The sequence below is a fragment of the Agrobacterium sp. SORGH_AS_0745 genome (assembly GCF_030818995.1).
Classification (GTDB): domain Bacteria; phylum Pseudomonadota; class Alphaproteobacteria; order Rhizobiales; family Rhizobiaceae; genus Agrobacterium; species Agrobacterium tumefaciens.
On the sequence record NZ_JAUTBI010000003.1, the window covers coordinates 148625 to 171439 of the forward strand.

Consider the following 22815-nt stretch of genomic DNA (forward strand, 5'->3'; position numbering starts at 1 on the left):
CCGACCGTTTTTCGGAGCCTCGATCCCGATCTTGGATCGCTGGCGCCGGCTATCCTGACCATCGCGACAACTTCCCCTGATCTTGAGAATCCAGCGCATCCCGCACCACCTCTCCTGACAGCTCCAGTCGAGAGGCGAGCTCGTCGGCAAGCACCGTGCACGCTTCCCGGTGCCGCAAGAGGATGTTTTTCGCCCGGTCGAACTGCTCCTGCAGAATGCTGTCGGCTCGCGCCAGCAGCGCCGGGTCAACTTGAGCGAGGCCCTCGATGTGTCGACGGCGCAGGTCGCCGTAGGAGGCAAGCTTTTCGCCCATGCCGTACGATCGTTCCAAGGCAATCGCGGTCTTCGTGGCCTCAAAGAGATCGGATCCCTCGGCGCCTGCGACACCATCATCGTGACTGCCAAGGAAGACCTCCTCCGCAGCCATGCCAGCCATCGTCATGGCGATCAGGTCGAGATAGTGCTCCTTCGTTCTCCGAACCCAGGTGCCGCGTCTGAAACGCGCCTGACCTAGTGATTGCACGCTGTCATCGACCCTGATCCGGCCGACGATAGCAACTCTCACGAGATCCATTCCGAGCACTGCGCCGACGACGGCATGGCCGATCTCATGGACGGCATTCGCCCTCATGATGTTCGGCGGGATGTCCGCCATCAAAGGAAGATGAAGGACTACGTCCCCCTTTGTGATCGGTCCACGTCGACGACGTGCCGACCTACGGGCGCTGCGGACAATCTTCTCGATCTCGGCTCCGGAAAGCCCTTTGGTCGCCTCGGCGAATTCTCGATGGTCGTCGCTGGAAAGGCAGTCATTCAGGTGCATTTTGAAGATGGCCTCGCGGGTGTGCTCGTCCGGGAGGAAAATCATCACGTGCCGATCAAGCCGTCCCGCTCTGAGGATTGCGGCATCGACCATGTTGGGATGATTGCAAGCGCCGACAACGATTACGCCCTCTCTCCCTTCGATGCCGTCGAGCTCTTCCAAGAGGCCATTGATTGCCTTGATGTCGTAGGACGCATTGCTCCCGGCTGCTCCGTCGCGTGAACCGAAAGCATCCAGCTCATCGATTAACAGGATGGTTGGAGCGGCATCCTTCGCCTCCTTGAACGACTTCTGCATGGCCTTCAGGAAGTCATTCAGATACCCTTTCGCCTGCCACTTGGCATACGAGGTGGCGAGCAGCGTGACCTGGCATGAGGCGGCAAGCGCGCGGGCGAACATGGTCTTGCCCGTTCCCGGCGGGCCGGAGAGAAGCACTCCCTTGTCGACGTCCTCCCATGAAATCGTCCCGGCGCGCCAGTCGGCCAAGTCACGCACCAGTTCGAGGCCCCAATCCTTCGCCTCTCCGTATCCTGCGAGGTCTTCAAGACGGATTTCTGACACCGCCCTGGAGTCCTTCGGCCGTGGCTTCGCAGGCTCTGTCTTCGCCATCTTCTCGAGGATCGAGAAGATTCGGGTGATCGGCCGGCCACGGGTCATCGCGAGCTTCAGGCGCTTCCAGTTGCTGTTCGCGAGGGTGGCCGCTTGCTGCTGGCTGACGCTGATGCCGTACGCCCATTGGACCACGCCACGAACAAGGCGGCTGCTGGGAGGTGGAACCTGCACAACCGCGTCGAGGGCATATCTGAGGTCAGGCGGAACGGCATCCTCCGACTTGAAGAGGATGATAGTCTTCTTGTTCTGCATCATGTCCATCACGGCCTCGAGCGAAGGCTCGGACTTCTCGACATCGAATGCCCTGACCTGATCCCGGAAGCGGAAGTCTAGTTCCCGGTCGAGCACTACTAGCGCAGCCCGGATATACGTGACCCTGCGATCCCAGTCGGGAACGACGAGGCCGATGGAATAGCGGTTTGCGCGCGTGAATGGACGCATGGCCCCGCTGATGGATGCATACGCCAGGAATTCAGGCAACGAGAAGCCGTCCTGGTCGCGAGAGATGTTTTTCATTGTGTGACCCCGGATTGAAGAAGGTGACTGCCACGGCGCGATTGCGCGTCACGTCATCCTCGTATCCGGCGAACCTGCGTTTCCGGACTAATCAGGGCATCGTCGAGATCGATCTCCAGGAATCCTTGGAGAATGAGCGAAGCCAGCGTGGGCATTGGCCGCCCTTCCCTGACCGCGGACATGCATTCGGCGACCGTGAGCGATCCCATGTCGTCCAATGCCGCCAGAAGGCGAATCCTGTCGCCGAGCGGTGGTCGATAGAAGCCATATCGCAAGAGGTCCTTCGCGTTCCTCAGACGGAAGCTGCCTTCGAGTTCGGCCATGGCGACGGGCCGATACTGATGTCCCATGGATTCAGCGAGCGGTGTCACCCATCGCGGCGGTCGCGGCTCGTCGTGCCCGACATCGATCAGAAAGGATCCGCTGTCGGTGATGACAACAAAGTCGAGCTGATACTCGTCGTCGCCATCGCGAAGCAAGGGCGGGGCCGAATTCCATTGGACGACCTCAGGGTCGAGATCGAGTAGGCAAGCGAAATCTCTCGCGTGCTCGGAACGAAATAGAGCGAGGCCGATGCATTTAATCGTGGCTTCGGTCTGGGAAATGGGCGGCAATGTGACCGGGCGTGGAGCAACATCGCTCCTGCGGCCCTCATGGATACTCTTCATGGCATCCTCGGGTTCGAAAACGCAGAACTGGGCGGCACCGGACAGATCCGGAGTGCGTCAGCGTATTCGAAGCGAGGTGCGCGCGAAGGTGTTCATGGGCGGGAACAAATAAAGAACATATCGCATGGCGTCAAGCAACTTTCGCGTCCGCGGTGCAGGTTCACCTCGAAGGCGGCCGCTTGGGTATCGGCCGGCGGCAATTTCTCGCAACATCATTATGTTGAGAATTCGCGCATTTCAACTTGCGGAACGATTTCAACTCAAGGTAACCATTGTTGTATCAGGGTCTGATGCAACGGAGGGGGAAAGTTGCGTCTGAAAGAACTATCCGATCAAGATCTGCGGGCCGAGTTTAATCGAAGTCGCGACAACTTGGCGCGACTTGAGGAAATCAGCGGAGTTCTTAAGCCCAGAAGCTCTGATGAAGCTATAGAACTTCACATGGAAGTTGTTGGCCTGCTTAGGCGGCTGAGGAAGGCGCCTGGCTCCACTGCTCCACAAGCACAAAATAGACATTGGAATGTCGCGTTTCTCCTCAAACGCAACTTGAATGCTCCCGATGGAAGGCCACTCCATCAGTACCGGATGACCGATCAGGAATACGCCGACCTCCGGGAGCGTTTGCGTTTGTCGACGGCCCGGCTGTTGCAGGAGGACGGCACGGCGGCAAGCATGTTCGTCGCATTCTGCGCAGAGTGGTTCCGACGTGAGGCGACGACTCTCTTTCTCAAATGGGATTCGGTCGCTGCGGAAGTTCTTCAAGACCTGCCAGACCACACGAAAAGGAATCTTACCAGAATCGGCATTGGATACTGGAAGCGGCATCTGATCAGATCGGAAACCAGTCGCGAATTCCTCCTTACGATTGCGCTGGAGGGCGGTATCTCTGCGCATCTGCTGGCCGACAGTGGATCGATATGGCTATCCGACTACCTTCGAACCGTGATGCGGTTTGCGCTCACAGGCACCGATCGTGAGCATATCCGCGGCTTCGCGCATGACATGTCGTGGCGGATGCCGGTGTCGTACAGACAAGATGGATTCGTGGATCTCTGTTGCGAACTCATCATCGAGCTCGTGAAGTGGCGAAAGGTGCTTGACCAAGGGCCTTCGAACATAGATCCGGTTCGATACCTGGACGCTCATAGTCCGGACTGGAAAGAGAGCCTTCCGATATACATGTCCACCGAGCATGACCAGATCGCGCGCAAGCTGCTGGGCGGCCTGCTGAACGAGAAGGTGGGCTTGGTTACCAGCAGCGGGATCGGTGCCGAACGATATCTGTGTTTCGATGGAGAGAGATGGCAGCCGGCGCTGCTTTTGAATGCCGAAGGAGAAATTCCGGCAGGACGTCTCCATGGGGTTCCTCCCGCCGGAAGATGGAAGGCGAGTCCTTCCGGAACCCTGGCGAATTTCCTTCCGAGTCAGATCGCCCTATTCGAGCCTCCAGTTGAAGGGGCACACGCGTGGAGGGTTCGTCCGCTTGTATCGCTTGGGAGATTGATCCTTGGCTTCCAACTCAATGAAAGCGTGACAGCGAACCTGACATGTGGATCCGAGGCGGTATCCATGGTCTGGCCGAGTGGCACACCCGTCACCTCCCCGATCGCGACGTTTATTCCAGACGGGGGAGCGGATCCATCAAAACCTGGCAAGCTGAGACTTGCAAAGACCGGTTCCGCTAGTTTGCCACCACCCCTGCTCTACACTCTGGTGCCAAAGGACTGGGAGGCAATCGCTGCAGAAGGAACAACTCTCGGCCAAACGTGGAGCGTTGGCGATGGACATGCTCTTCATGCCGTAACCGGAACTGTCTATTTTTCAAAGCCCGGCGCATCGACGGGTGAGCGATACCGAGTTGAGGCTGGGAAGGACGAGCGCCAGGAGAGCCTCGAACTATCGTCGGCTATGTCGACTCCGCTCCACACAGACGATGAACTCGAACTCTACGAGGGATCGGTGACGGTCAGGATCGGATCGAACGGGGGACCCCGCCAACCGAAAAAAGGTGAACTCCTATATCGTCGCCCGGGGGAAGTATGGAGATCTCTCCCCGATGGGAAGGTAGTGGATCATGGTCTCTTCGAGATCTCGTGGAGAGACCCTCTTGCGGATATCCAACTGGAACGGCGGCGCATCGCGCTTCTACCCAATAGAGCCAGGATCCATGGGCGCATGACGAGCGCGACAGAAGGCATCGTCTCCTATGAATCGCTCCCAGGTTGGAGCGTTGACCTGCCCGAGGACGTAAGGGTAATCGAACGCGGGGATCAGCAGCACCGTTTCTCCTTCAATGGAAGGCCAAGCTACAAGTTGGTCGTGCGGCTGCGTACGCCGAGCGGGCAATCGTTCAACGTGACTATTACACTGAGGAGCCGCGACGCGGCGATCATCCTTGGCGGCGGCAGAGTTGCCGTGGCTGGGCAAGAGATCGACGTTACTGCGCTACGTGGCGCGATCGCTGTCTCGCCGCATAACACGACACTGACGCTCATGCCCCGAACTTCGAGATCGAATTCTCTGCAGTTCAAGTTTTCCGGCGAATTTCCGTTGTCTGCCCTGAAGAGGGTCGTCGAAGAATTCATGGCTCCGATAGCGGATCAAGATGCGGTTCTGGAACTTGACTTCGTTGGCGATACCAGGAAGCCGATCTGCCTGAAGCAGTACCGATACGCGCGGCCAAAGCGGGTTGATGGTGCGATAGTGTTCGGGTCTGAATTCACGGAGCAACCAGTCGCGCGAATGATTATGAACCCGGAGAAGGAGCATCTGCTCCGGGCAGCGGTCGGGGGGACGTACGAGATCCCGGATAGCTGCGGCGGCCCCACTCTGATTTATCTGCGAGACGGGCCGGACGTCGTGTCACGCCCGCTTCTTGTTCACCTGCCACTGAGCCAGTTTCCGAGAACACCGCTCCAGTCGGCTCTCGCGCAGCAAGACTTCTCATCCCTTCAGGAAGAACTCAGGATCGCTGTGGATCTTCTGGCGTCGGGCAAGCTTCCCACCGAAGACATCCGGTTCCTGATCACCCTCGTCAACTCATTGAATGGACTTCCGGCATCAGCGTTCGAAGTTTTGAAGGAAGTTGCGCGACAGCCTAAAGCAATACTGCGCCTCCTTCTGTCGGCGGCCACAGATGCCGAACGCCAAGCGATCTGGAACCTACAGGAGCAACTGCCATTTCTATGGCTCACTATTCCGTCGAGCATATGGGAAGCAGCGTTCGGTGCCGAACGAGATGCCCTCGAGGCAGGGCTTTCAACTCTGCCTGAAGAAATGCGGCATCAACTCGTCATCGCGCACTTCAAAGGGATGCAGGAGAGTATCCTCACCTTGGAACCAGGCCTGGATCGGATGTTCGTGAAATCTGGATTTCCGGCAACTGCGATGCCAACGCTTGACCAGGTACTGCAGAGTTTCGTGCAGGAACAACGCATGTTCGATGACGACACTCCCGCGCATGCGCTCCGCAGGGACCCAATCCTGGAGCAGCTCGTATCAGCAGGTATAAAGCTACCGACAGAATTTCAGAGATTTAGCGTCGCGGATTTCGAGGGAATGGTGGCCCCGGTTGCCTTGGCCGCCGCAGCCAGAGGAATGCTTAACATTAGTCCATCCAGCGAGATCTTGCTGCGAAAGGCTCTTCGCGAGCACAGCCGGTACGTTTCATTTGCATACGCACACATCGTGCGCCATTTCGAGGTCATACATTGAAGCCGTTCGCTACCCTCTCCGAAATACGCCGCCGATCTGCCGAAGCAATCATTTCCCAGTCTGGTATTCGAGATCGGCATCTTGTCGACCATCTCCGTAGCGTCTTCAATGCCGAAACTGCGACTTCCGGCGGCCTGCTCCAGCAACCAATCGTTGAGGGTGCGCACCCATTCGTTCCAGCCTCGGTCAACATGGCCGGAGTTCCGCCGAAGGTTCTCCATCCCCGCTTCGTCGAGGCCATCAATGCGTTGCCAGAAGGCAGTGACTACAGGTTCCCCAAATCGAGACGTCCCTTTCGGCACCAACTGGAAGCCTGGGAGCATCTTTCAAAGCCGGGTAACCCCCAGTCTGTCCTTGTCACTTCGGGAACAGGATCCGGAAAGACGGAATGCTTCCTGTTTCCCATCCTGAGTGATCTCGTCACTCAGGCGACGGGCAGCAGTGCACGGCTGGAAGGCGTGCAGGCCATCATGCTTTATCCGCTCAACGCGTTGATTGAGAGTCAGAGAGAGCGCCTGTCGGCCTGGGCGCGCCCCTTTGGCGGGGGTATTCGCTACTGCCTGTACAATGGGGACCTGCCGAATTCGCAACCAGACAGCTTGCGGCGCGTCACGCCGGAACAGCAAATCGATCGGGAGCAACTCCGGTCAAGCCCGCCGCCGGTTCTCGTAACAAACGTGACTATGCTCGAGTACATGCTGGCAAGGGCTGAAGACCAGCAGATCATCGAGAAATCGAAGGGGAAGCTCAAATGGATCGTCCTCGATGAAGCCCACTCACTTGTCGGGGCGGCCGCTGCGGAAATCGCGCTTCTTCTCAGGCGAGTCCTTCTGGCATTCGATTGCAAGCCGGAAGAGGTCCACTTCGTCGCCACGTCAGCGACCATTGGATCTGGAGACGACATCCAAAGCCAGTTGAGGCACTTCCTTGCGGATGTAGCCGGGATCTCGGATGCGAATGTCCATGTTGTTGAAGGAGCAAGGCAGCTCCCTTCAAGGCCTTCGACAAGGGGGAAGCTTCCTCCACGGAATCGGCTCGAGCAGTTGAATGGCGACGAGCTTTTCAACACACTCGCTGCCGACGATGTGGCGTGGGACTTTGTTGCAACAAAGCTGTTTGATCGCCCTCAAACGCTGTCCGAGATGGATAGAATTGCGAAGGCGATTGGACTTGATGCCGAAAGCTTCATGACCTTTTTGGCTAATGCCAAGCGAACCAATCCGGAAACGAACGAACCCGAGAATCTCGCACCAATGAGGATCCATGGATTCGAACGCGCCGTTCCGGGAATCTGGAGTTGCGTAAACCCTGGCTGCAAGAACTCTCCTGTCGGTTGGGGTTTCGGAGAGATCTTTATCGATCCCCGAGATGAGTGCCCGACATGCACCGCGCCAGTCCTTGAGATCATAAGTTGCCACGAATGCGGTGAAGTTGTCCTTGAGGCGCAGGACGACGCTACGAACGACAGGATTCGTTCGACCCGTCGAGGTGCTGACTCAGATGAGTTTGAATTCGAAGCGTTGCGCGATCAGGATGATCCGGAAGCGGACGACGATGCCGACGATGAGGAGGAGGCAATCGAGCTAGAGTTTCCTGAGCTTCGCAGAACCATACTGCTTCGGCCGGAAGGTTCGGTAGGCTTTCGACCTCTGCACCTGTCGACTGAGGACTGGCGAACGCACCCAGCAAAGGCGGCGGACACAATCACCGTCGGTTATGACGAAAAGGCCGATTTTTGTCCTTGCTGTGGTAAAACATCAAGCCGCGGCGTCGACAGCCTGCTCAGGCCAGTTCGGTTTGGCGCACCATTCATGATTGCCAACGCGGCCCCGATACTCCTGGAGGGCGTGGATCCCAGTCGAGCCGACAACTCGGCTCCGTCGCAAGGGCGCCGGCTTCTGTCATTCACTGACAGCCGACAGGGCACGGCTCGAATGTCGGCAAAAATGCAGGCGGAGGCAGAACGAAACTTCGTCCGTTCCTTCGTATACCATAGTGTCCAGCATTCGATATCAACTGCCACGCAGGTTGATACGTCCGCCCTTGAGGAAGAGATTGTGGGATTGGAAGCCGCTGTGGCTGCAACACCGATCCCAGCAGTTCAGAATATCCTTGCAAGCAAGCGGCTAGAGCTAGCCGCCGCGGGAGCAGATCGTCTCGAGGGAATACCATGGAAGGAAATGGTGGACCGACTGGGCGAAAGGGAGGAAGTCAAAAAATGGGTGAAGGAGGTTTGGGCACCCCGAGACCCGAAGCTCTTCAGCGACAGCGTCGAACTTGCGGAATTCCTGCTTCTTCGCGAACTTGCTAGGCGGCCCCGAAAGGCTCTCTCGCTCGAGACGCTTGGAATGGCGCGCCTACGCTTTCCGGCGATCGATAGCCAGCAGTCTCTGCCAGCGCCGTTTGCCCGCCGTGGAAAGACAATCGATGACTGGCGATCATTCCTCTACGCGATCACCACATTTTTCATGCGAGGCAATGCAGCGGTTGCGGTTCATTCAGACCTTATGCACTGGATAACACCTCGGGCAAAGACGAAAGGGTTGCTACGTCCAGGGGCGAAAACACTTGGTGATCGGCGTAAGCTCGCCTGGCCAGGAACACCCAGAAACCTTGCTGTTCTCTCAGCGCCACAGGCTCTGTTGTTGCACGGGCTAGGTTTGGATATCTCGATATCGGAACACGGAGCAGACATCGAGGAGTGCTTCGACCGCGCCTGGCAGAACCTGCAGCCTCTTCTAAGTTCCGATCCGGACAAACCTGCGCTTGATTTAAGAAAAGCCTATATCGCTCCCGTGGTCGAAGGGTTCCTCTGCTCGACGACACGTAGGATCCTTGACACTGCCCCATTTGGCACAAGTCCATTTGCCCAAGGAACGCAGCGATCGAAGCCCAGCCCTTCCGATAGGGTCGAGCTACCCCGGCATCCAAAGCCGTTGCTTGGCGAGGTAGACCCGGTCGTGGCCCGGGGCGCGATCGGCGGATGGCTTGAAGATGCCGAAGAGGTCAAGAACCTTCGAGCGTTGGGAGCATGGAACAACATCTCGGACCGTGTTGCTCTTTTTGCGGAATATGCCCGATCTGCTGAACATTCCGCCCAACAGGAAAGTGCGCTGCTACGCACTTACGAACAGAAGTTCAAAGACGGCGAGATCAACATCCTGAATTGCTCCACGACGATGGAGATGGGCGTCGATATCGGCTCCGTATCAACCGTCATGATGACCAACGTTCCTCCGTCGGTCGCGAGCTATAAACAACGCGTCGGTCGTGCTGGTCGACGCGGTCAGTCATTCTCCCTCGCCTTCACATTCTGCCGTGATCGACCGCTTGACCGAGAAGCATTCGTCTCGCCAATCAGTTATCTTGACCGGAAGCTGGCAGCGCCGCGCGTTGCCCTGAGTAGTCGTCCGATCGTCCAGCGACATGTCAATGCCTTCCTTCTTCGTCGGTTCATGGTTGGACGGGGTGGAGACCCGATCCGCATGACCATTGGTGCGTTCCTCGGAACGCCGGCTGGAGTCGGCGAACGGAGGCATCTCGCGGACCAGCGCCCCGTCGAGCAGTTCAAGGATTGGCTCCAAGCACCGACGACAGCCGAACTTGTTGGCGGAGACCTGGAGCGACTCGTGAGGCATTCTGTCTTAGAGGGGGAAAGGGTGATGATCGACACCTGCCTTCAGACCATCACTGATCTTGAGGACACATTCCAGAACGAATGGGACGGCCTCCAGGCTCTTGCCAGGGATGAGGGGGTGAAGGGAGCTGGCAGAAGCAGAATGGGAATGGAGCTTCAGAGGCTCTGTGATGAATTCCTCTTGAGCGCACTTGCCGATCGTGGGTTCTTGCCCGGACACGGGTTCCCCACCGGAGTTGTGACGTTCCTGCCGCATCGATCAAAGTTGGATCAGCCGATCGATGGGCGACGTACGACGAGGTTGTCTGGCCCGCAGAGATCGCTTGACCTCGCCATCAGGGATTACGCGCCAGGCTCCGAGATCGTGCTCGACGGCTTGGTGCACAAGTCAGCGGGCGTCCTGCTGAACTGGAAACGACCTGCAACGGAAGAGAACATTCGAGATGTCCAAAGCCTGAAATTTCATTGGAATTGCAAGCGCTGCGGGTCAAGCGATTCCAGCCGGACCAAGATTGTCTCATGCCCTGCATGCGCCGGGCCGCTGACGAGCACTCCGTATCTCCGTCCCGCGGGCTTCTCCGTGGACGTCAGGGACAAGGTCCATGCCGAAACCGACTTGATATCTTACGTTGCTCCCGAGGAGCCGAGCGTTTCGGTACGAGCTGCTCCGTGGGTATCGCTGCCGATTCCAGACCTCGGACGGCTGCGCAGCACGCGCGAAGGCGCCGTCTATTACAGTAATCGCGGGCCGACCAAGAATGGATATGCGCTCTGCCTTCACTGCGGAAGAGCCGCGCCAGACCATCCAGTATTGGACACCGGGGATGTCGACCAGACCACTCCATCGCCTCTTGCTGGGCACGCTCCTCTCCGCTGGAAGAAGGACGAAAACGCGCTCGTTTGCGAAGGCAACAACAACGCTTGGGCCGTCCGTCGGAACATGGAACTAGGCTACGAGATCACTACTGACGTGTTCGAACTGCAGCCTTCGAATCCTCTCAGCAAGGCCGCCGCCACCGCACTGGCGATAGCAATTCGCGAAGGTACCGCGAGGATTCTGGGGATAGAGGCGGACGAGATGGGCTTTGCCACAAAGATCTCCGACGGCTTCCTTGGCGGCAGAGCAGCTTCGATGCTGGTGTTTGACCGGGCGGCAGGTGGGGCAGGATTCGCTGCCTCGATCCCAGGAAATCTTTCGAAGGTCTTATATGAAGCAACCGAAGTTCTCGATTGCTCGAACTCTGGCTGCACGAGTGGATGCGCAGCTTGCGTGCTGGTTCGCGACGCGCCATTCGAATCCGGCTCCCTCGATAGGATCGGCGCCCTCCGATTCCTAAGAAATCACCTCTCGTTCGATCAGGCGCTCGACGACGGGGATCGGTACTCCAAGGACTCACTTGCTTCGACTTCCGTTCTCGATGAAGTCGAGCGAGCGCTCAGAGACGGGCAGAAGCCGAGTTTGCAGATATTCCTGCCTGCGGAAACCGATGCAGGAGAGATGGCGGCGTGGCCACTCATTTCCGTTCTTGATAGATGGCGAGTCCATGGCCACAAAATCGGCTTTGTGGTGCCGGACGAGCTTATTAAGAACTGCGACACCGCGGGTCGACTTGCTCTGTATGATCTTGGCAAGAGGTTCGCCACGGGCGCCAGACCCTTCCCTATCTGTATCGGCACAATGCCTATCACGGGCAATGGGAGCAAGATTGGCGTTGCTGTAAGCAGCACTGGAAGCCGAACGGTGTGGGCCTCGCAGGAGGAAAAGCCATGGCTTCCAGGAGAGACCTGGGGTGCCCCGGTGGAACGGCCGATCGTAAGAGGCTCGGTCGACTTCCAAAGCGAGACTAAACCGTTGGACGAAACGACACTCCTTCCGTCGCCGGATTCGAAGTACGAAACCATTACTAACGAACTCGACCGCCCCGCATCCTTGTTTGGAGCAGCGATGGCAAATCGTATCCGGGGGCTGCTTGCTCCACTCGGTATCGCGAAGGAACAGAAGGTGACGTCAATCAGGTACAGTGATCAATATGTCCGATCGCCACTGGTTGCGAAGCTATTCATCGATACCGTGGTCGCGCTGGTGAAGGGATCACCTCACACTGTCGAACTCCTTACTTCGCCTCCTGCCCCTCGTAATGGAGCGCAGTATCGGGTGTTCGATGACTGGCGCGACGGTCCAGAAGCGGAGCAGTCTATTCGAGCCTATGCACACGAGAAGGGAGTTAGCCTGAATGTTCAGTTCGGGCAGGTTCCGCATGCAAGGTATATGAACATCACGTTCGAGGGCGGGATCACGGTTACACTCGCCTTCGATCAGGGCTTTGGCGCATGGCGCGCGACCGGGAGCGGGACGAACGTTCGCCACGATTTCTCGGCCCCACTTTCCCGCCAAGCGAATGCACTTGCCCGCCTCTTAATTCCGGTGGCTCGCAATGGATATGGGCAGACGTACATCGTGGCATCGCGGATGAAGTGAGGTGAAGGCACGTAAACGAGGGTCCACTTCCTTCGGGTAACTCGTCGGCGCGCAGATGTGTGCGCCGACGAGTAGGCGGATCAGGGTCGAAGGCTCACGTACGGCTCCGCAGGCATTTCCAGGAACATCTGCTTGACAAGGATGCCGTTCGCTTCCGCGTGGCTCCTTGCGATGCTCGGCAACTCCTTCTTGGCCCGTCGCACGTCGTCGAGACCCATGTGTTCCTCCCGCTCATCTAGGTCGACGCGAAGGACGTTGGGCTTCCCCGCGAGGAGATATGCCTGGCCAAGCGCATTCTTGTTCTGCGCCCTTGCGGAGAGCCGGAATAGAAGCGGCACCGTCGAAGACACGCCCCATGCGAGCTTGCCGCCCTCCAGGTGACGCTTGGCAAGGGTAACTGTCTCCTCACCGGTGCCGATGGAAAGGATTCGGATGTTCTCTCGGGGAACATCGTAGCAGGCGAGCGCATCGACCAGAGCGTTCATAATCGGGTTATTCGCCCAGATGCCGCCGTCCAGCATGAGGTGGCCATGACTATCGACTGCGGACAGATACGACGGCGCGGCCGAGGTATGAAGAGCGATGTCAACCAGAGCCTTGTGCCGATCCTTCTTGTAATCTGGATGGTGCGGCGTCTTGTAGATGAACGGTTCACCGTAAGTGCCTTCGAAGCAGGGCACGACCGCCCGACACGTGGCAGAATCCAAGACCTCGTGCCCAAACACCCGGAGCAGCTCGTCACGAAGGTTGGAGCTGCGATGCTTGGGACGGAAGAAGGATCTCACACGGTGCCAGAGACCCGTTCCGAACTTCGGTTTAGGGAAGATGAATTCCCCTCGTTCGGTGTAAATCTTCGAGATCTCGGCCGCCGACTTTCCGGTGGCGAGACCAAGCGCGATGATGCCGCCCGTGGACGTGCCCGCGACCATATCGAAATACTTGGCAATGGATTCGCCACCCAGATACTTGCGTTCGATTTCTGCGAGATAGGCCGCTCCGAAGAGTCCACGGATACCGCCACCGTCGAGCGAAAGGATTCGGAACGGGCGGTCTTTAGGCCACGGTTGCTTCACCCGGGTATGCTCGGCGGTGCCATCGGAGCGCCGGGGAGGAATGTAATTCATCGGTGGTTCTCCACGTTGTGGCGGTTTCCTGTTGAGGGGGGATGCCGTCCGCCGCCTTCCCAGACACCAGTCATGAGCCAGAATTCGTAGCAGGCGAGCCAGTCGATCGTCCAAGGTATGGTCGTTTCTGATACGAGATCCCATCCGCTCCATTCATCCTGTGCAGGATCGAAGAGGCACAGAAAGGGATCTCGGTCGCGATTGTAGACATGCGGCAGCGATCCTTCGGAGTTGTCGGGGAGCCGTGTAAGAGTCGGACTGATAACCCTCACCCGCGGCCCTGAGATCACCCAATCGGTGCAATATTCGACTTTGATTTCGTAAGGCCGCATGAGCGGCTTCAGAGTGCCTCTCCAAATGACGGCGTCGTTGCCAAAGGTTCGATGGGAAAAGGCTGGCCAGGTCGCGCGCATAGCTGCGACCTGCTCCTTCATGGCGTACGGGAGAAGCGCCATTAGACGGGATCTCCGAAGAAGGTGTGACGGCTGCCGGAAACCGGGGCTGCCGCGGCCTTAGGTGCGGCGAGCGCCGGCGATGCGGCCGCGGCTGCGGGGACGAGAATGCCCCCTGCCCGTGTGTAACCCTGCGTTCCGCGCTGCACGGTTCCGCCAAGTTCCTGCGCCGCCTTCCTGATGGCTTCATTCACTACGAAGTCGCCGAAGAGTTCGCGAAGCGCGCCGGGTACATCAGTGGGATTCAGCTTCCCATCCTTGAGAAGGCTGACTGCGTTAACCAGGCGAACGAGATCGTCGGCAAACACGTTCTGCTGCTCGATGGATTCAGGCCAGCGATCGGTGAACTCGTCCTGATCCCATGTGGGGTTGAAGACGTTGAGCGTGTGCCCCAGCGACGACGCGCGGCGAATGTCGGCGATCAGAAGGCTGCAGAGAGAAATCAGTGCATCGCTCAATGTTCGACCGGGCTGCGACGACCGTGCAGCGTAATGCGCGAGCAGGATCGACGGCGCCATGCGTCCGGAGCGGCCCTTGCGGTCGTGGGTGATGTTCCGGTACCGCTTTACGAGCTGCAAGGCCAGCGTGGTCATGTTCTTCACGACAAACGGTGTCTGGTTCGGAACGTCGTCGACTTCGGCATCAGCGCGAAGCCGGTCGTGATCATTCCACCTGCGACGGAAGGCTTCGGAGACGGCAAGCTCGACCGGAGTTCGGGCCTTATAGTGCTCCGCGAAGCCATAGGCATTGGTCGGGACCTCGCAATCGTCGGATCCGCGGTTCGGCCCCTTCGCGTGCATGATGTGGCTGCGACGCTCCTGGGTGCCGTGCTGACGGAATGCGGTGCTGACGTCCAAACGCATCTTGTCGCTGTAGACGAGCGTGACACAGCGGGTCTGACGGATCACCTTTTCCACCGGATAGTCTGAAAGCGCTCCTTCAAGAGCCTTCAGAACGCCGAGCGGACCCAGACGGCGGTACTTAGCGTCGAGCTGCGCGATGATGTCAATGTCGTATTCGTCGTCCGTCCCGCGCGTGGAGATCGTGGCGTCGATCGCCATGGAGCCCTGTGGATAGAAGTGCTCGATGCCGTCGGCAAAAAAGGTTGTGGCTTCAAGATGGCGACGGACGGCTTCGTAGCGACTGACCGCCTTCGCATGAAGGGACGGAGGAAGCTGGATGTTGAATGCGATCTGCGCGAGGATCGCGTCAGCCCAATCGTGGAACGGGTCAATCCCGGTTACTGCTCTCATATTCATTCTCGGTTCCCTTCGGGGGTTTGTGTGTCTTCATTGCCGTTTTGATACGCATGTTTTGCTCCCTCCTTGGTTCGCTATAATTTGTCTAAAAATATAGCTACTCCGAACAAGATGGGGGTGTTGCCTTCCAGAGTCAAGGGCCATATTGTACTCCTACACCGAACAACAAAAACGACAGAACGGTATGACCATGGCAAAGCAAACATTTGGCACTAGAATCAAAGAGTTACGGACGCAGAAGGGCTTGACGCTCGACCAGCTTGCGACCGCCACTGGTTCGTCCAAGAGCTACATCTGGGAACTGGAGAACAAGGATCCTCCGCGTCCGTCTGCTGAAAAGTTGGCGACGATTGCCGTCGCTCTTGGCGTCACGACGGACTACCTGATCGGCCGCGAGGAAGTCACGCTCGCGGATGCCGAGGACAAGGCCTTCTTCCGGGAATACAGTCAGATGGATCCCGATACCCGCGGGAAGATCCGAGCGATGGCTAAAGTCCTTGGAGGCAAGAAAGAGTGAAACCGAAGTCGCCGAGGGCCGCCGCCAACAACATTTCGATCGTGTTGAATACAATGTTTGGTAATGACAGGTTCGAACGAGGGCCTGTGAACGTGGACGAAGTCGCTCTCGAATTCACGAAGCAGATCTCGCCGGCAAGTCACATCGAGCAGATCGTCGGAGATGATTTGCCAGGTTGCGAAGGCGCTCTTGTGCCAGGAGACACCACGCCGCGGCGTTGGGCGATCATGTACGACAAGAAGCAGAGCGCGGGTCGCCGTGCCTATACGGTCGCGCACGAGCTCGGCCATTTCATGCTCCATCGCGATCTCGTCGACAAGGATCCTGATTTTGACGGCGGCTTCTACTGCTCGAAGGAAGCCGTCGAGCATGGCGCCGGGAGAGACATCGAGAAGGAAGCGAACGAGTTTGCGGCCACCCTTCTCATGCCTCTCGACGACTACAGGCGCTTCATCCCTTCGGATCAGCCTGCTGATTTTTCGCGCTTAGGCGAAGCAGCGCAACGGTATGGCGTATCCCTGACCGCAGCAACACTTAGGTGGCTTGAATACACGACATCGCGGGCCATGGTCGTCGCGTCCGTGGATGGCTTCGCGCTCTGGGCGAAATCTAGCGATGCGGCCTTTAAGTCAGGTCGCTTTCTCCGGACTAAAAGCGACCTGTTTGAACTGCCTGCCGCTTCGCTTGCTGTCAGCAAGCTGTCGCGAGACGAATCCTTGGAGGGCATTCAGCAGAAGGCAGGCGTATGGTTTCCGGAGCCCGCTTTCGAAATGTGCATGCGGACCGATCGATATGACTTCGAGCTGACGCTTCTACATTTTGAAGGCAAGGCGCCAGCCTATCAGGCCGAGGATGACTTACAGGACTCGTATACGCAATTTTTCCGACTGGGGACGCGAGCGTAGATCACGCTCGCTACGCGGCCTCCAACTAAGCGGTTCCGCGGACAGAGATGTGTTCTTGGTCGTTGAGCGCTTCATGCCGGCTTTTTCACGATCCCCATTTTTGGGGTGACCTCGCACAATTTGTGTGCGACCCGAAGACGATCACGGCCAAGGGAGGGTTCGAGACGGTTATGGCGATTTTACCCGAGAGCTTTAAAGCCTTCCAATATCAGACGGGCATAGACCGCATCTGTGATGCATATCAGGCATCGTCCGATACGATGACTAAGGCACGTCGTGAAGCTTCCCAGGCGTATGCCCAGTACATGAACGATGGCGTCGACGACCGAGAATATGACGACGACGGCATTTTGATAGCTTCCACCGAGCATTCGCTCGCCCAGGCAGAGATGGAAGCCATGCTGGCGGTCAGCGTCGTTCGTGAGGCCTTTGTTACCAGCGCCTTTCACTATTGGGAGCGGTCCGCGAGAACATGGACGGGCCTTCATGGCCGATATGACGGGTTCAAAAGACTGCGTGATGAGTGCGCCAAACGATATTCCGTTAGTCCGCAGCTCGATAATCTGAACCTCCTCAACAATCTACTGAAGCACAATAGCGGGAGCGTAGATGCAGACGACGCTCTCCTTGCTGAACGACCCGATTACTTCTTTCAGCTTTTCCCTTCGCCCACCAAAACCTCTCCAGCAAGATTTCGGCTCCGGCTCAGCCACGAGCACGTCGAGGAAGTATTCGATATCGTGAGAGCCTCTGGACCGACATATTAGCGCCCCGACGTGGTTCTGGGGCGGCGAGCCACTCGCAATGTTAGGTTAGGCCGAGAGCAGGATCGGCCACGACGTCGGCCAGTCCGCACGATCACATGGGGCGCAGGATCCGTGTCAACGCCGTCTTCGCTGCCCTATCAGCGTGCTCGTTACCCGAAATTCCCGAATGACTCTTGCACAACTGAATCGTGACATGCCGATTGCGCTCCACAAGGCCGTCGAGTGAGGCGGCGTCGAAGGAGCCGTCGGCGTGGATGTGCAGCGGAGGTGTCGTCGGCCACAAGGTATCGTCGAAATCGTATGCTGCTCCACCCTTGATGCCGGCTGAGATCGGATCGACCCTGAATGCAGAGCAGGAGTGCAACGATGACTACGAAATACCCACGCGACCCCGATTCAACGATCCGGATCCTGAAGGCGTTCTACAAGATGGGCGATCTCGGTGCCATGTATCACTATATTGATCTGTGGGATCTTGCGGCCGCCGAAAAGACCGATGAACAAGAGGTCGAGACCCGGCAGCTTGAAGGACTCATCGCAGACATGAAAGCTTTCGAGGAGAGTCATGGGCGTGGGAGCTGCCTTCAGCTCAAGCATTCGTCGGTGATTGAGCTGGTCTCGAGAGGCCATTATCCCGACGATGTCATAAGCAATGCCAAGGAATCCGAATGGACACCCGTGGACTACCCGGGGTGGGAATATCCAGGGGTACTGACAAGAAATACAGACACGTCCTCGAAGGCATCGTAGGTCGGTGAATCTGTCGCGACATCGCGATAGGCGACTTTGAATTTGTTGCCCTCACCCGTGAGATTTACCTCGACTTCAAGGGCATCGAGTCCTGTCTTGCTGAGTTCAGTTAATGCGAAATGCAGTGCCGCTGCTTCTTCCTTATCCAGGGTGCCAAGAATGCGAAGTACCTGGTCGAGTCCGTCACGGTCGATGCCGACCAGGACTCTGCCACTAGACGTCTTTGCCCAGTAGAGGACTCCCTTTGCTCCTATGGCCGTCATCTCGATGCGAGATCCGTCCCGCTGCCATATTGTAAGTTTGACAAAGCTTTTGCTGAAATCGGTGAGGATCATATGCATCGAGTTCTCCTTGGTGAAGGCTTCTTTTCACGGTCGGGTTAAGAAACGATCTCACGCGATGCCTAAGATCGTGGCCCTTGAGAGCCGTTCGCCAGCCACGCGCAACCCCTGCCCTGCATCATCCCTCCTGAAAGCGATTCCGCCTGTCATCAGCATCAGAACGCCCGGTGCACGCTGTTGCCAAGCCCGGTGTATGTTTCCGAGAGAAGCCGATCCGGAAAGCGCAATGAATTCTATGGGCGCCGGTTTACGCTGATGCCAAGCGCCACATTTTATTGCAGAGTACGGAATAAAGAACGACCTCGAAAACACTGAGCCGAATATAACGGACGCTCAGCGTTAGAAAATGTTGAGTTCGTAAGCATGTAATTGGGAAGCTCGGCCCATCGTAACGACTTCAACCTGTTACGTGTAAAACTCTCCCGTTCGCGTCGAAATTCACCCAATGCTTCCAATAGTACTGTAGAACTTTGGCGGCCCCAAAAACGGGGCGTAACACCATGTTGAATCTCTTATATAACTAGAACATTTAAAGAACAAACGAGAGTGCACGAGATATGTCAGACGCTGAAAAGATTATTGTAGTGCAGTTCAAAAAGGGACGCGGGGGCATTGTGCCGGGCGAAATGCGGCAGGCTTCCAATGCGGCGTCCGCCGAAAAGATAGCGAGCGCCATGGCATCGCGCCACATCGGCGTTGCGGCTTATGCTGTTACCGTCGACGAGGAAAGCGGCAGCATGACAAACCCGCGCCTGCTGGTCTCACATGGGCAGATTTCCGATTTGATGCCAGACTGATTTACCGACGCGGCGGCACGCGCCTCCTTCAGCCATGCCGCGCAAGCAATCGGACCCTGCGCGGCATGTTTTTAAATCACGGCCCGGATGTCAGGCCCGCAAGCCTTGCGTCATCTCCGGGCGTGGATCGGCATGATGCCAATCGTATGGCGATCAAAACTCCTGCCAGTCGTCCTTTGACGTATCGACAGCAGCGTTACCAGAGAATGCGGATGCAATCTTGCGGCCAAGCGCGCGTACGGGGGGTGCCACGTATCTGTCGTTGCCGCCGGCATTGCGAACCGGAGCGGGCTGGCTCTTCTGCTGATAGGCGGTATCGGCGAGCTTGAACTGCGCGAGAAGCTGGTTGAGCGAAGCTACCTCCTTGGCCAGATTGTGGCTGGCGGCGTTGGTCTCTTCCACCATGGCAGCATTTTTCTGCGTGTCCTGGTCCATCTGGTTGACCGCGGTATTGATCTGCTGGAGGCCGGAGGATTGCTCCTGCGCGGATTCCACGATGGAGACGACGTGCCGGTTGATTTCCTGCACTTCCGATACGATCGTCGCCAGTGCCTTGCCGGTGTCGCCCACCAGCTGAACGCCCTGCTGCACCTGATCGTTCGAGGTGGTGATCAGCGCCTTGATTTCCTTGGCCGCATTGGCGGAGCGTTGCGCCAGTTCGCGCACTTCCTGCGCGACAACGGCAAAGCCCTTGCCCGCCTCGCCCGCACGCGCAGCTTCCACGCCGGCATTAAGCGCCAGAAGGTTGGTCTGGAAGGCGATTTCGTCGATCACGCCGATGATGTTGCTGATCTCGTTGGCGGATTTGGAGATCTGCTCCATGGCGACCACGGCGCGGCGTACCACTTCGCCGGATTGTTCGGCACCTGCCTTGGCGCGGCTGACGATCAGGCCGGCCTCCTGCGCGCGCTTGGTGGAATCCTTCACTGTCGTGGTGATCTCTTCCAGAGCGGCAGCGGTTTCTTCCACGGCTGCTGCCTGCTGTTCGGTACGCTTGGCCAGATCGTCGGCGGCCGATTTGATCTCGTTTGCGCCCGCGCCGATGCCACCGGCATTCTGCGCAACCCGGGTCAATGCCGATTGCAGCTTTTCGGCGGACATGTTGAAGTCGTTACGAACACCGTCGAGTGTCGCCGTGAACGGCTGGCCGATGCGGTAGGACACATCGCCATCCGAAAGCTTCGAAAGACCGGTTGCAAGATTGTCGACGGCAAATTTGACGTCGGCAGCTTCCTTGGCCTTCTGCTGCTCGCGCGCGATGCGTTCCTTTTCCGAAAGGCTGCGATTGGCTTCGGTTTCCTGTTCAAGGCGGATGCGCTCTATCGCACTTTCGCGGAACACCTGAACGGCAACCGCCATCTGGCCGACTTCGTCCTTGCGGTCCATGCCATCGATCTCGGCTGCCGTATCGCCGCCTGCCAGCGACACCATACGCTCCCGCAGGCGGGCAATCGGCGTTGTGATGCCACGCGAGGCTACGAAAAGTGCGAGAATGATGCCGGCTGCAAAGCTGATGCCAACCACAACAAGCGAGGTCAGGATCGTGGAATTCGTCTGATCCGTCAGATCGTCGCTGCCTGTCGCAACACCCTTGGCAAGCTTGTCCAGCAATGCCGTTATGATGGCTGACGTTCGTTGGATGGAGACGTCTGCGTGGGCGAGTTGCACGGCGGATTCCGCATTTCTGTTCGCCATTCCAAACTCGACAGCCTTGTCGGTAATTTGCGCGATGGACTGGGATTGCGCGATCAAGGTATCGACAGCAGCGCTCTCTTCCGGAAACACTGTCTTGACATTGCCCAGCCGCTCCAGAAGCTCGCGTTTGCTGTCAATATAAGCCTGCTTGGCAACGTTGATTTCCGCAGCATTCGCATCGTAAGCCATGACCTGATAGGCGCCATATGCCAGGGCGACGAGATTACGGTTTGCCCGCGCAAGCTCCACCAGCGCAGCATTATCGCTGGCGATGAATTCGGAATAAAGCGTGTCGGCTTCCTTGTAACGCGTTGCCATGAACGCGGTGGCCCCGAGACCGACGATGCAGAGTGGCAAAATGAGTGACAGGATTTTGGTGCGGATACGGGCATTTTGAAGAAAGGACACGGGAAGCTCCTGAAATGGATGCCGCTCCTTTCCCGTGCCGGAGGTGTTCGGCAAAAATGACATTGCACGTCTAAAGCCTTGATCATCAAGGCCCCATCAGCCGGATCATCGGCCCTTGTCGCAAACTGCATCATGCATCTGGCCCGCAGGGGGATGCCTGCCCTGAAATTTATGCAAGCACCTGTTCCGGGAATCCGGCGGCTACGCGACAGACGGAAAAGACTGGCCGCAACAGGAAGAAGATCAAGGGACAGTACTTTATAATATTCTTTTATTTACTTACAAATACAACAATTATACTTTAAAACTTTAAAATTCCTTTATGCCGCATGATCTGCTTCGAATTTGCACGGGACAAAAAAACGGCAGGCCTTTCAGCCTGCCGCATGCATTCCCGATAGTGGCGTTGGGAGCGCTCGCGGTAGCGTCAGGCGGCCGCGCGCCGCAATGCCGTTGCAACCGTGTGGATATGGGCCGCGCCAATGCCGCAGCAGCCGCCGATCATGGTTGCGCCGGCATCCGCCCAGGAGCAGGCGAACCGCGAATAGACATCGTCGGTCAGGTCGGTGCGCGTGCCGTGCAGACCTTCATTGGCGGCGGAATCGCCCTGTTCACCTTCGAAGGCATTGGCATAAACGCCGATCTCAAGCGAAACGCCCTTTTCCGCAAAGACAGCGGATGCCGTTTCCACGGCGGCTTTCATGATTTCCGGCTTGCTGCAATTGAACAGAAGGGCGGCAGCACCAGATTGCGCCGCCCATTCGGCCGCCGCCTTTACCGTTTCACCAGAGCGCAGCGCAGGCTCGCCACCGCCTGTCGCAGCCGCATCGTCGTTCAACGTGAAGGAAATCCAGAACGGTTTGCCGGTTGCGGCCACGGCTTCCCGCACCGCTTCGCCTTCGGCGATCAGGCTCAGCGTCTCACCCAGCCAGACATCGACGAAGGGCGCGAGATTGTCGACCAGCACCTTCAGATAGTCCTGCACCCTCGTGGCATCGAAATTCTGCGGCTCATAGGAGCCGAAGATCGGCGGCAGCGAACCGGCCACCAGCACGTCGCGGCCGGAGGCATCCGCAGCCTCACGTGCCAGCCTGCCGGAAAGGGCGATCAGCGATGCGCCATCCTTCTGGAAACGCTCCTCGCCGATATGGAACGGCACCAGCGCATAGGAATTGGTGGTGACGACATCGGCACCGGCCTCGATGAATTCCTGATGCACCTGCCGCACGATATCAGGTGAATTGATGAGCGCCAGCGCCGACCATTCCGGCTGTTTCAGCTCGGCGCCGAGCCGTTGCAATTCGCGGCTCATGCCGCCGTCGAGAATACGGATAGTGCCCATGTTCATGCT

At 57.8% G+C, this 22815-nt stretch carries 15 protein-coding genes; 6 read left to right on the forward strand and 9 right to left on the reverse strand.

What is annotated here, in order from left to right:
- Window positions 1-49: 49 nt before the first annotated feature.
- Window positions 50-1951, reverse strand: coding sequence for an AAA family ATPase (locus QE432_RS10670; protein WP_306624207.1), 1902 nt, complete (start codon window positions 1949-1951; stop codon window positions 50-52).
- A gap of 53 nt (window positions 1952-2004) precedes the next feature.
- Entirely contained in the window at window positions 2005-2619 is a 615-nt protein-coding gene (locus tag QE432_RS10675) for a hypothetical protein (protein WP_306624209.1), read from the reverse strand.
- A 309-nt stretch (window positions 2620-2928) separates the two neighbouring features.
- Between QE432_RS10675 and QE432_RS10680 the strand changes: the two genes are divergently transcribed.
- Both QE432_RS10680 and QE432_RS10685 read left to right on the forward strand, forming a co-directional pair.
- The gene (locus QE432_RS10680; protein WP_306624211.1) at window positions 2929-6333 is read left to right on the forward strand and encodes an STY4851/ECs_5259 family protein; all 3405 of its coding nucleotides are present in this window, start codon (window positions 2929-2931) and stop codon (window positions 6331-6333) included.
- The gene (locus tag QE432_RS10685; protein WP_306624213.1) at window positions 6330-12449 is read left to right on the forward strand and encodes a DEAD/DEAH box helicase; all 6120 of its coding nucleotides are present in this window, start codon (window positions 6330-6332) and stop codon (window positions 12447-12449) included. Before QE432_RS10680 ends, QE432_RS10685 begins: the two co-directional genes overlap by 4 nt.
- An 80-nt stretch (window positions 12450-12529) precedes the next feature.
- Here the strand turns inward: QE432_RS10685 and QE432_RS10690 are convergent, their stop codons facing one another.
- From QE432_RS10690 to QE432_RS10700, 3 genes are read right to left on the reverse strand one after another with little or no spacing between them, the layout of a single operon-like run.
- Window positions 12530-13573 (reverse strand): CBASS cGAMP-activated phospholipase, encoded by a 1044-nt coding sequence (locus tag QE432_RS10690; RefSeq protein ID WP_306624215.1) that lies wholly within the window; start codon window positions 13571-13573, stop codon window positions 12530-12532.
- Window positions 13570-14028, reverse strand: a complete 459-nt coding sequence (locus QE432_RS10695) for a hypothetical protein (protein WP_306624217.1) — start codon at window positions 14026-14028, stop codon at window positions 13570-13572. The genes QE432_RS10690 and QE432_RS10695 overlap by 4 nt, the downstream gene beginning before the upstream one ends.
- Entirely contained in the window at window positions 14028-15284 is a 1257-nt protein-coding gene (locus QE432_RS10700) for a nucleotidyltransferase domain-containing protein (protein ID WP_306624220.1), read from the reverse strand. Before QE432_RS10700 ends, QE432_RS10695 begins: the two co-directional genes overlap by 1 nt.
- A 190-nt stretch (window positions 15285-15474) precedes the next feature.
- On the opposite strand from QE432_RS10700, the gene QE432_RS10705 reads away from it, so the two are divergent.
- The 3 genes from QE432_RS10705 to QE432_RS10715 all read left to right on the forward strand — a co-directional run bounded on the left by QE432_RS10705 (window position 15475) and on the right by QE432_RS10715 (window position 17473).
- Window positions 15475-15801 (forward strand): helix-turn-helix domain-containing protein, encoded by a 327-nt coding sequence (locus QE432_RS10705; RefSeq protein ID WP_306625924.1) that lies wholly within the window; start codon window positions 15475-15477, stop codon window positions 15799-15801.
- Entirely contained in the window at window positions 15798-16706 is a 909-nt protein-coding gene (locus QE432_RS10710) for an ImmA/IrrE family metallo-endopeptidase (RefSeq protein ID WP_306624222.1), read from the forward strand. Before QE432_RS10705 ends, QE432_RS10710 begins: the two co-directional genes overlap by 4 nt.
- Before the next feature lie 170 nt (window positions 16707-16876).
- On the forward strand, window positions 16877-17473 hold the full coding sequence (locus QE432_RS10715) for a hypothetical protein (RefSeq protein ID WP_306624224.1): 597 nt from the start codon (window positions 16877-16879) through the stop codon (window positions 17471-17473).
- Between the two features lie 396 nt (window positions 17474-17869).
- On the opposite strand, the gene QE432_RS10720 is transcribed toward QE432_RS10715, so the two are convergent.
- Both QE432_RS10720 and QE432_RS10725 read right to left on the reverse strand, forming a co-directional pair.
- Window positions 17870-18040 (reverse strand): hypothetical protein, encoded by a 171-nt coding sequence (locus tag QE432_RS10720; protein ID WP_306624226.1) that lies wholly within the window; start codon window positions 18038-18040, stop codon window positions 17870-17872.
- A 116-nt stretch (window positions 18041-18156) separates the two neighbouring features.
- Window positions 18157-18564, reverse strand: coding sequence for a hypothetical protein (locus QE432_RS10725; RefSeq protein ID WP_306624229.1), 408 nt, complete (start codon window positions 18562-18564; stop codon window positions 18157-18159).
- A 557-nt stretch (window positions 18565-19121) separates the two neighbouring features.
- Between QE432_RS10725 and QE432_RS10730 the strand changes: the two genes are divergently transcribed.
- Window positions 19122-19361, forward strand: a complete 240-nt coding sequence (locus QE432_RS10730; RefSeq protein WP_025594288.1) for a hypothetical protein — start codon at window positions 19122-19124, stop codon at window positions 19359-19361.
- Between the two features lie 153 nt (window positions 19362-19514).
- Here QE432_RS10730 and QE432_RS10735 read toward each other — a convergent pair whose 3' ends face one another.
- Window positions 19515-21464, reverse strand: coding sequence for a methyl-accepting chemotaxis protein (locus tag QE432_RS10735; protein WP_306624232.1), 1950 nt, complete (start codon window positions 21462-21464; stop codon window positions 19515-19517).
- A 427-nt stretch (window positions 21465-21891) separates the two neighbouring features.
- Entirely contained in the window at window positions 21892-22806 is a 915-nt protein-coding gene (locus QE432_RS10740; protein ID WP_065662173.1) for a homocysteine S-methyltransferase family protein, read from the reverse strand.
- Window positions 22807-22815: the final 9 nt, after the last annotated feature.

Bases quoted from the DNA above. Each gene is read 5' to 3' on its own strand.
- QE432_RS10740 (WP_065662173.1), bottom strand. From the start codon at position 22,806: ATGGGCACTATCCGTATTCTCGACGGCGGCATGAGCCGCGAATTGCAA.
- QE432_RS10690 (WP_306624215.1), bottom strand. From the start codon at position 13,573: ATGAATTACATTCCTCCCCGGCGCTCCGATGGCACCGCCGAGCATACC.
- QE432_RS10720 (WP_306624226.1), bottom strand. From the start codon at position 18,040: ATGACTCTCCTCGAAAGCTTTCATGTCTGCGATGAGTCCTTCAAGCTG.
- QE432_RS10675 (WP_306624209.1), bottom strand. From the start codon at position 2,619: ATGAAGAGTATCCATGAGGGCCGCAGGAGCGATGTTGCTCCACGCCCG.
- QE432_RS10695 (WP_306624217.1), bottom strand. From the start codon at position 14,028: ATGGCGCTTCTCCCGTACGCCATGAAGGAGCAGGTCGCAGCTATGCGC.
- QE432_RS10715 (WP_306624224.1), top strand. From the start codon at position 16,877: ATGGCGATTTTACCCGAGAGCTTTAAAGCCTTCCAATATCAGACGGGC.
- QE432_RS10730 (WP_025594288.1), top strand. From the start codon at position 19,122: ATGTCAGACGCTGAAAAGATTATTGTAGTGCAGTTCAAAAAGGGACGC.
- QE432_RS10670 (WP_306624207.1), bottom strand. From the start codon at position 1,951: ATGAAAAACATCTCTCGCGACCAGGACGGCTTCTCGTTGCCTGAATTC.
- QE432_RS10700 (WP_306624220.1), bottom strand. From the start codon at position 15,284: ATGAATATGAGAGCAGTAACCGGGATTGACCCGTTCCACGATTGGGCT.
- QE432_RS10705 (WP_306625924.1), top strand. From the start codon at position 15,475: ATGGCAAAGCAAACATTTGGCACTAGAATCAAAGAGTTACGGACGCAG.
- QE432_RS10725 (WP_306624229.1), bottom strand. From the start codon at position 18,564: ATGCATATGATCCTCACCGATTTCAGCAAAAGCTTTGTCAAACTTACA.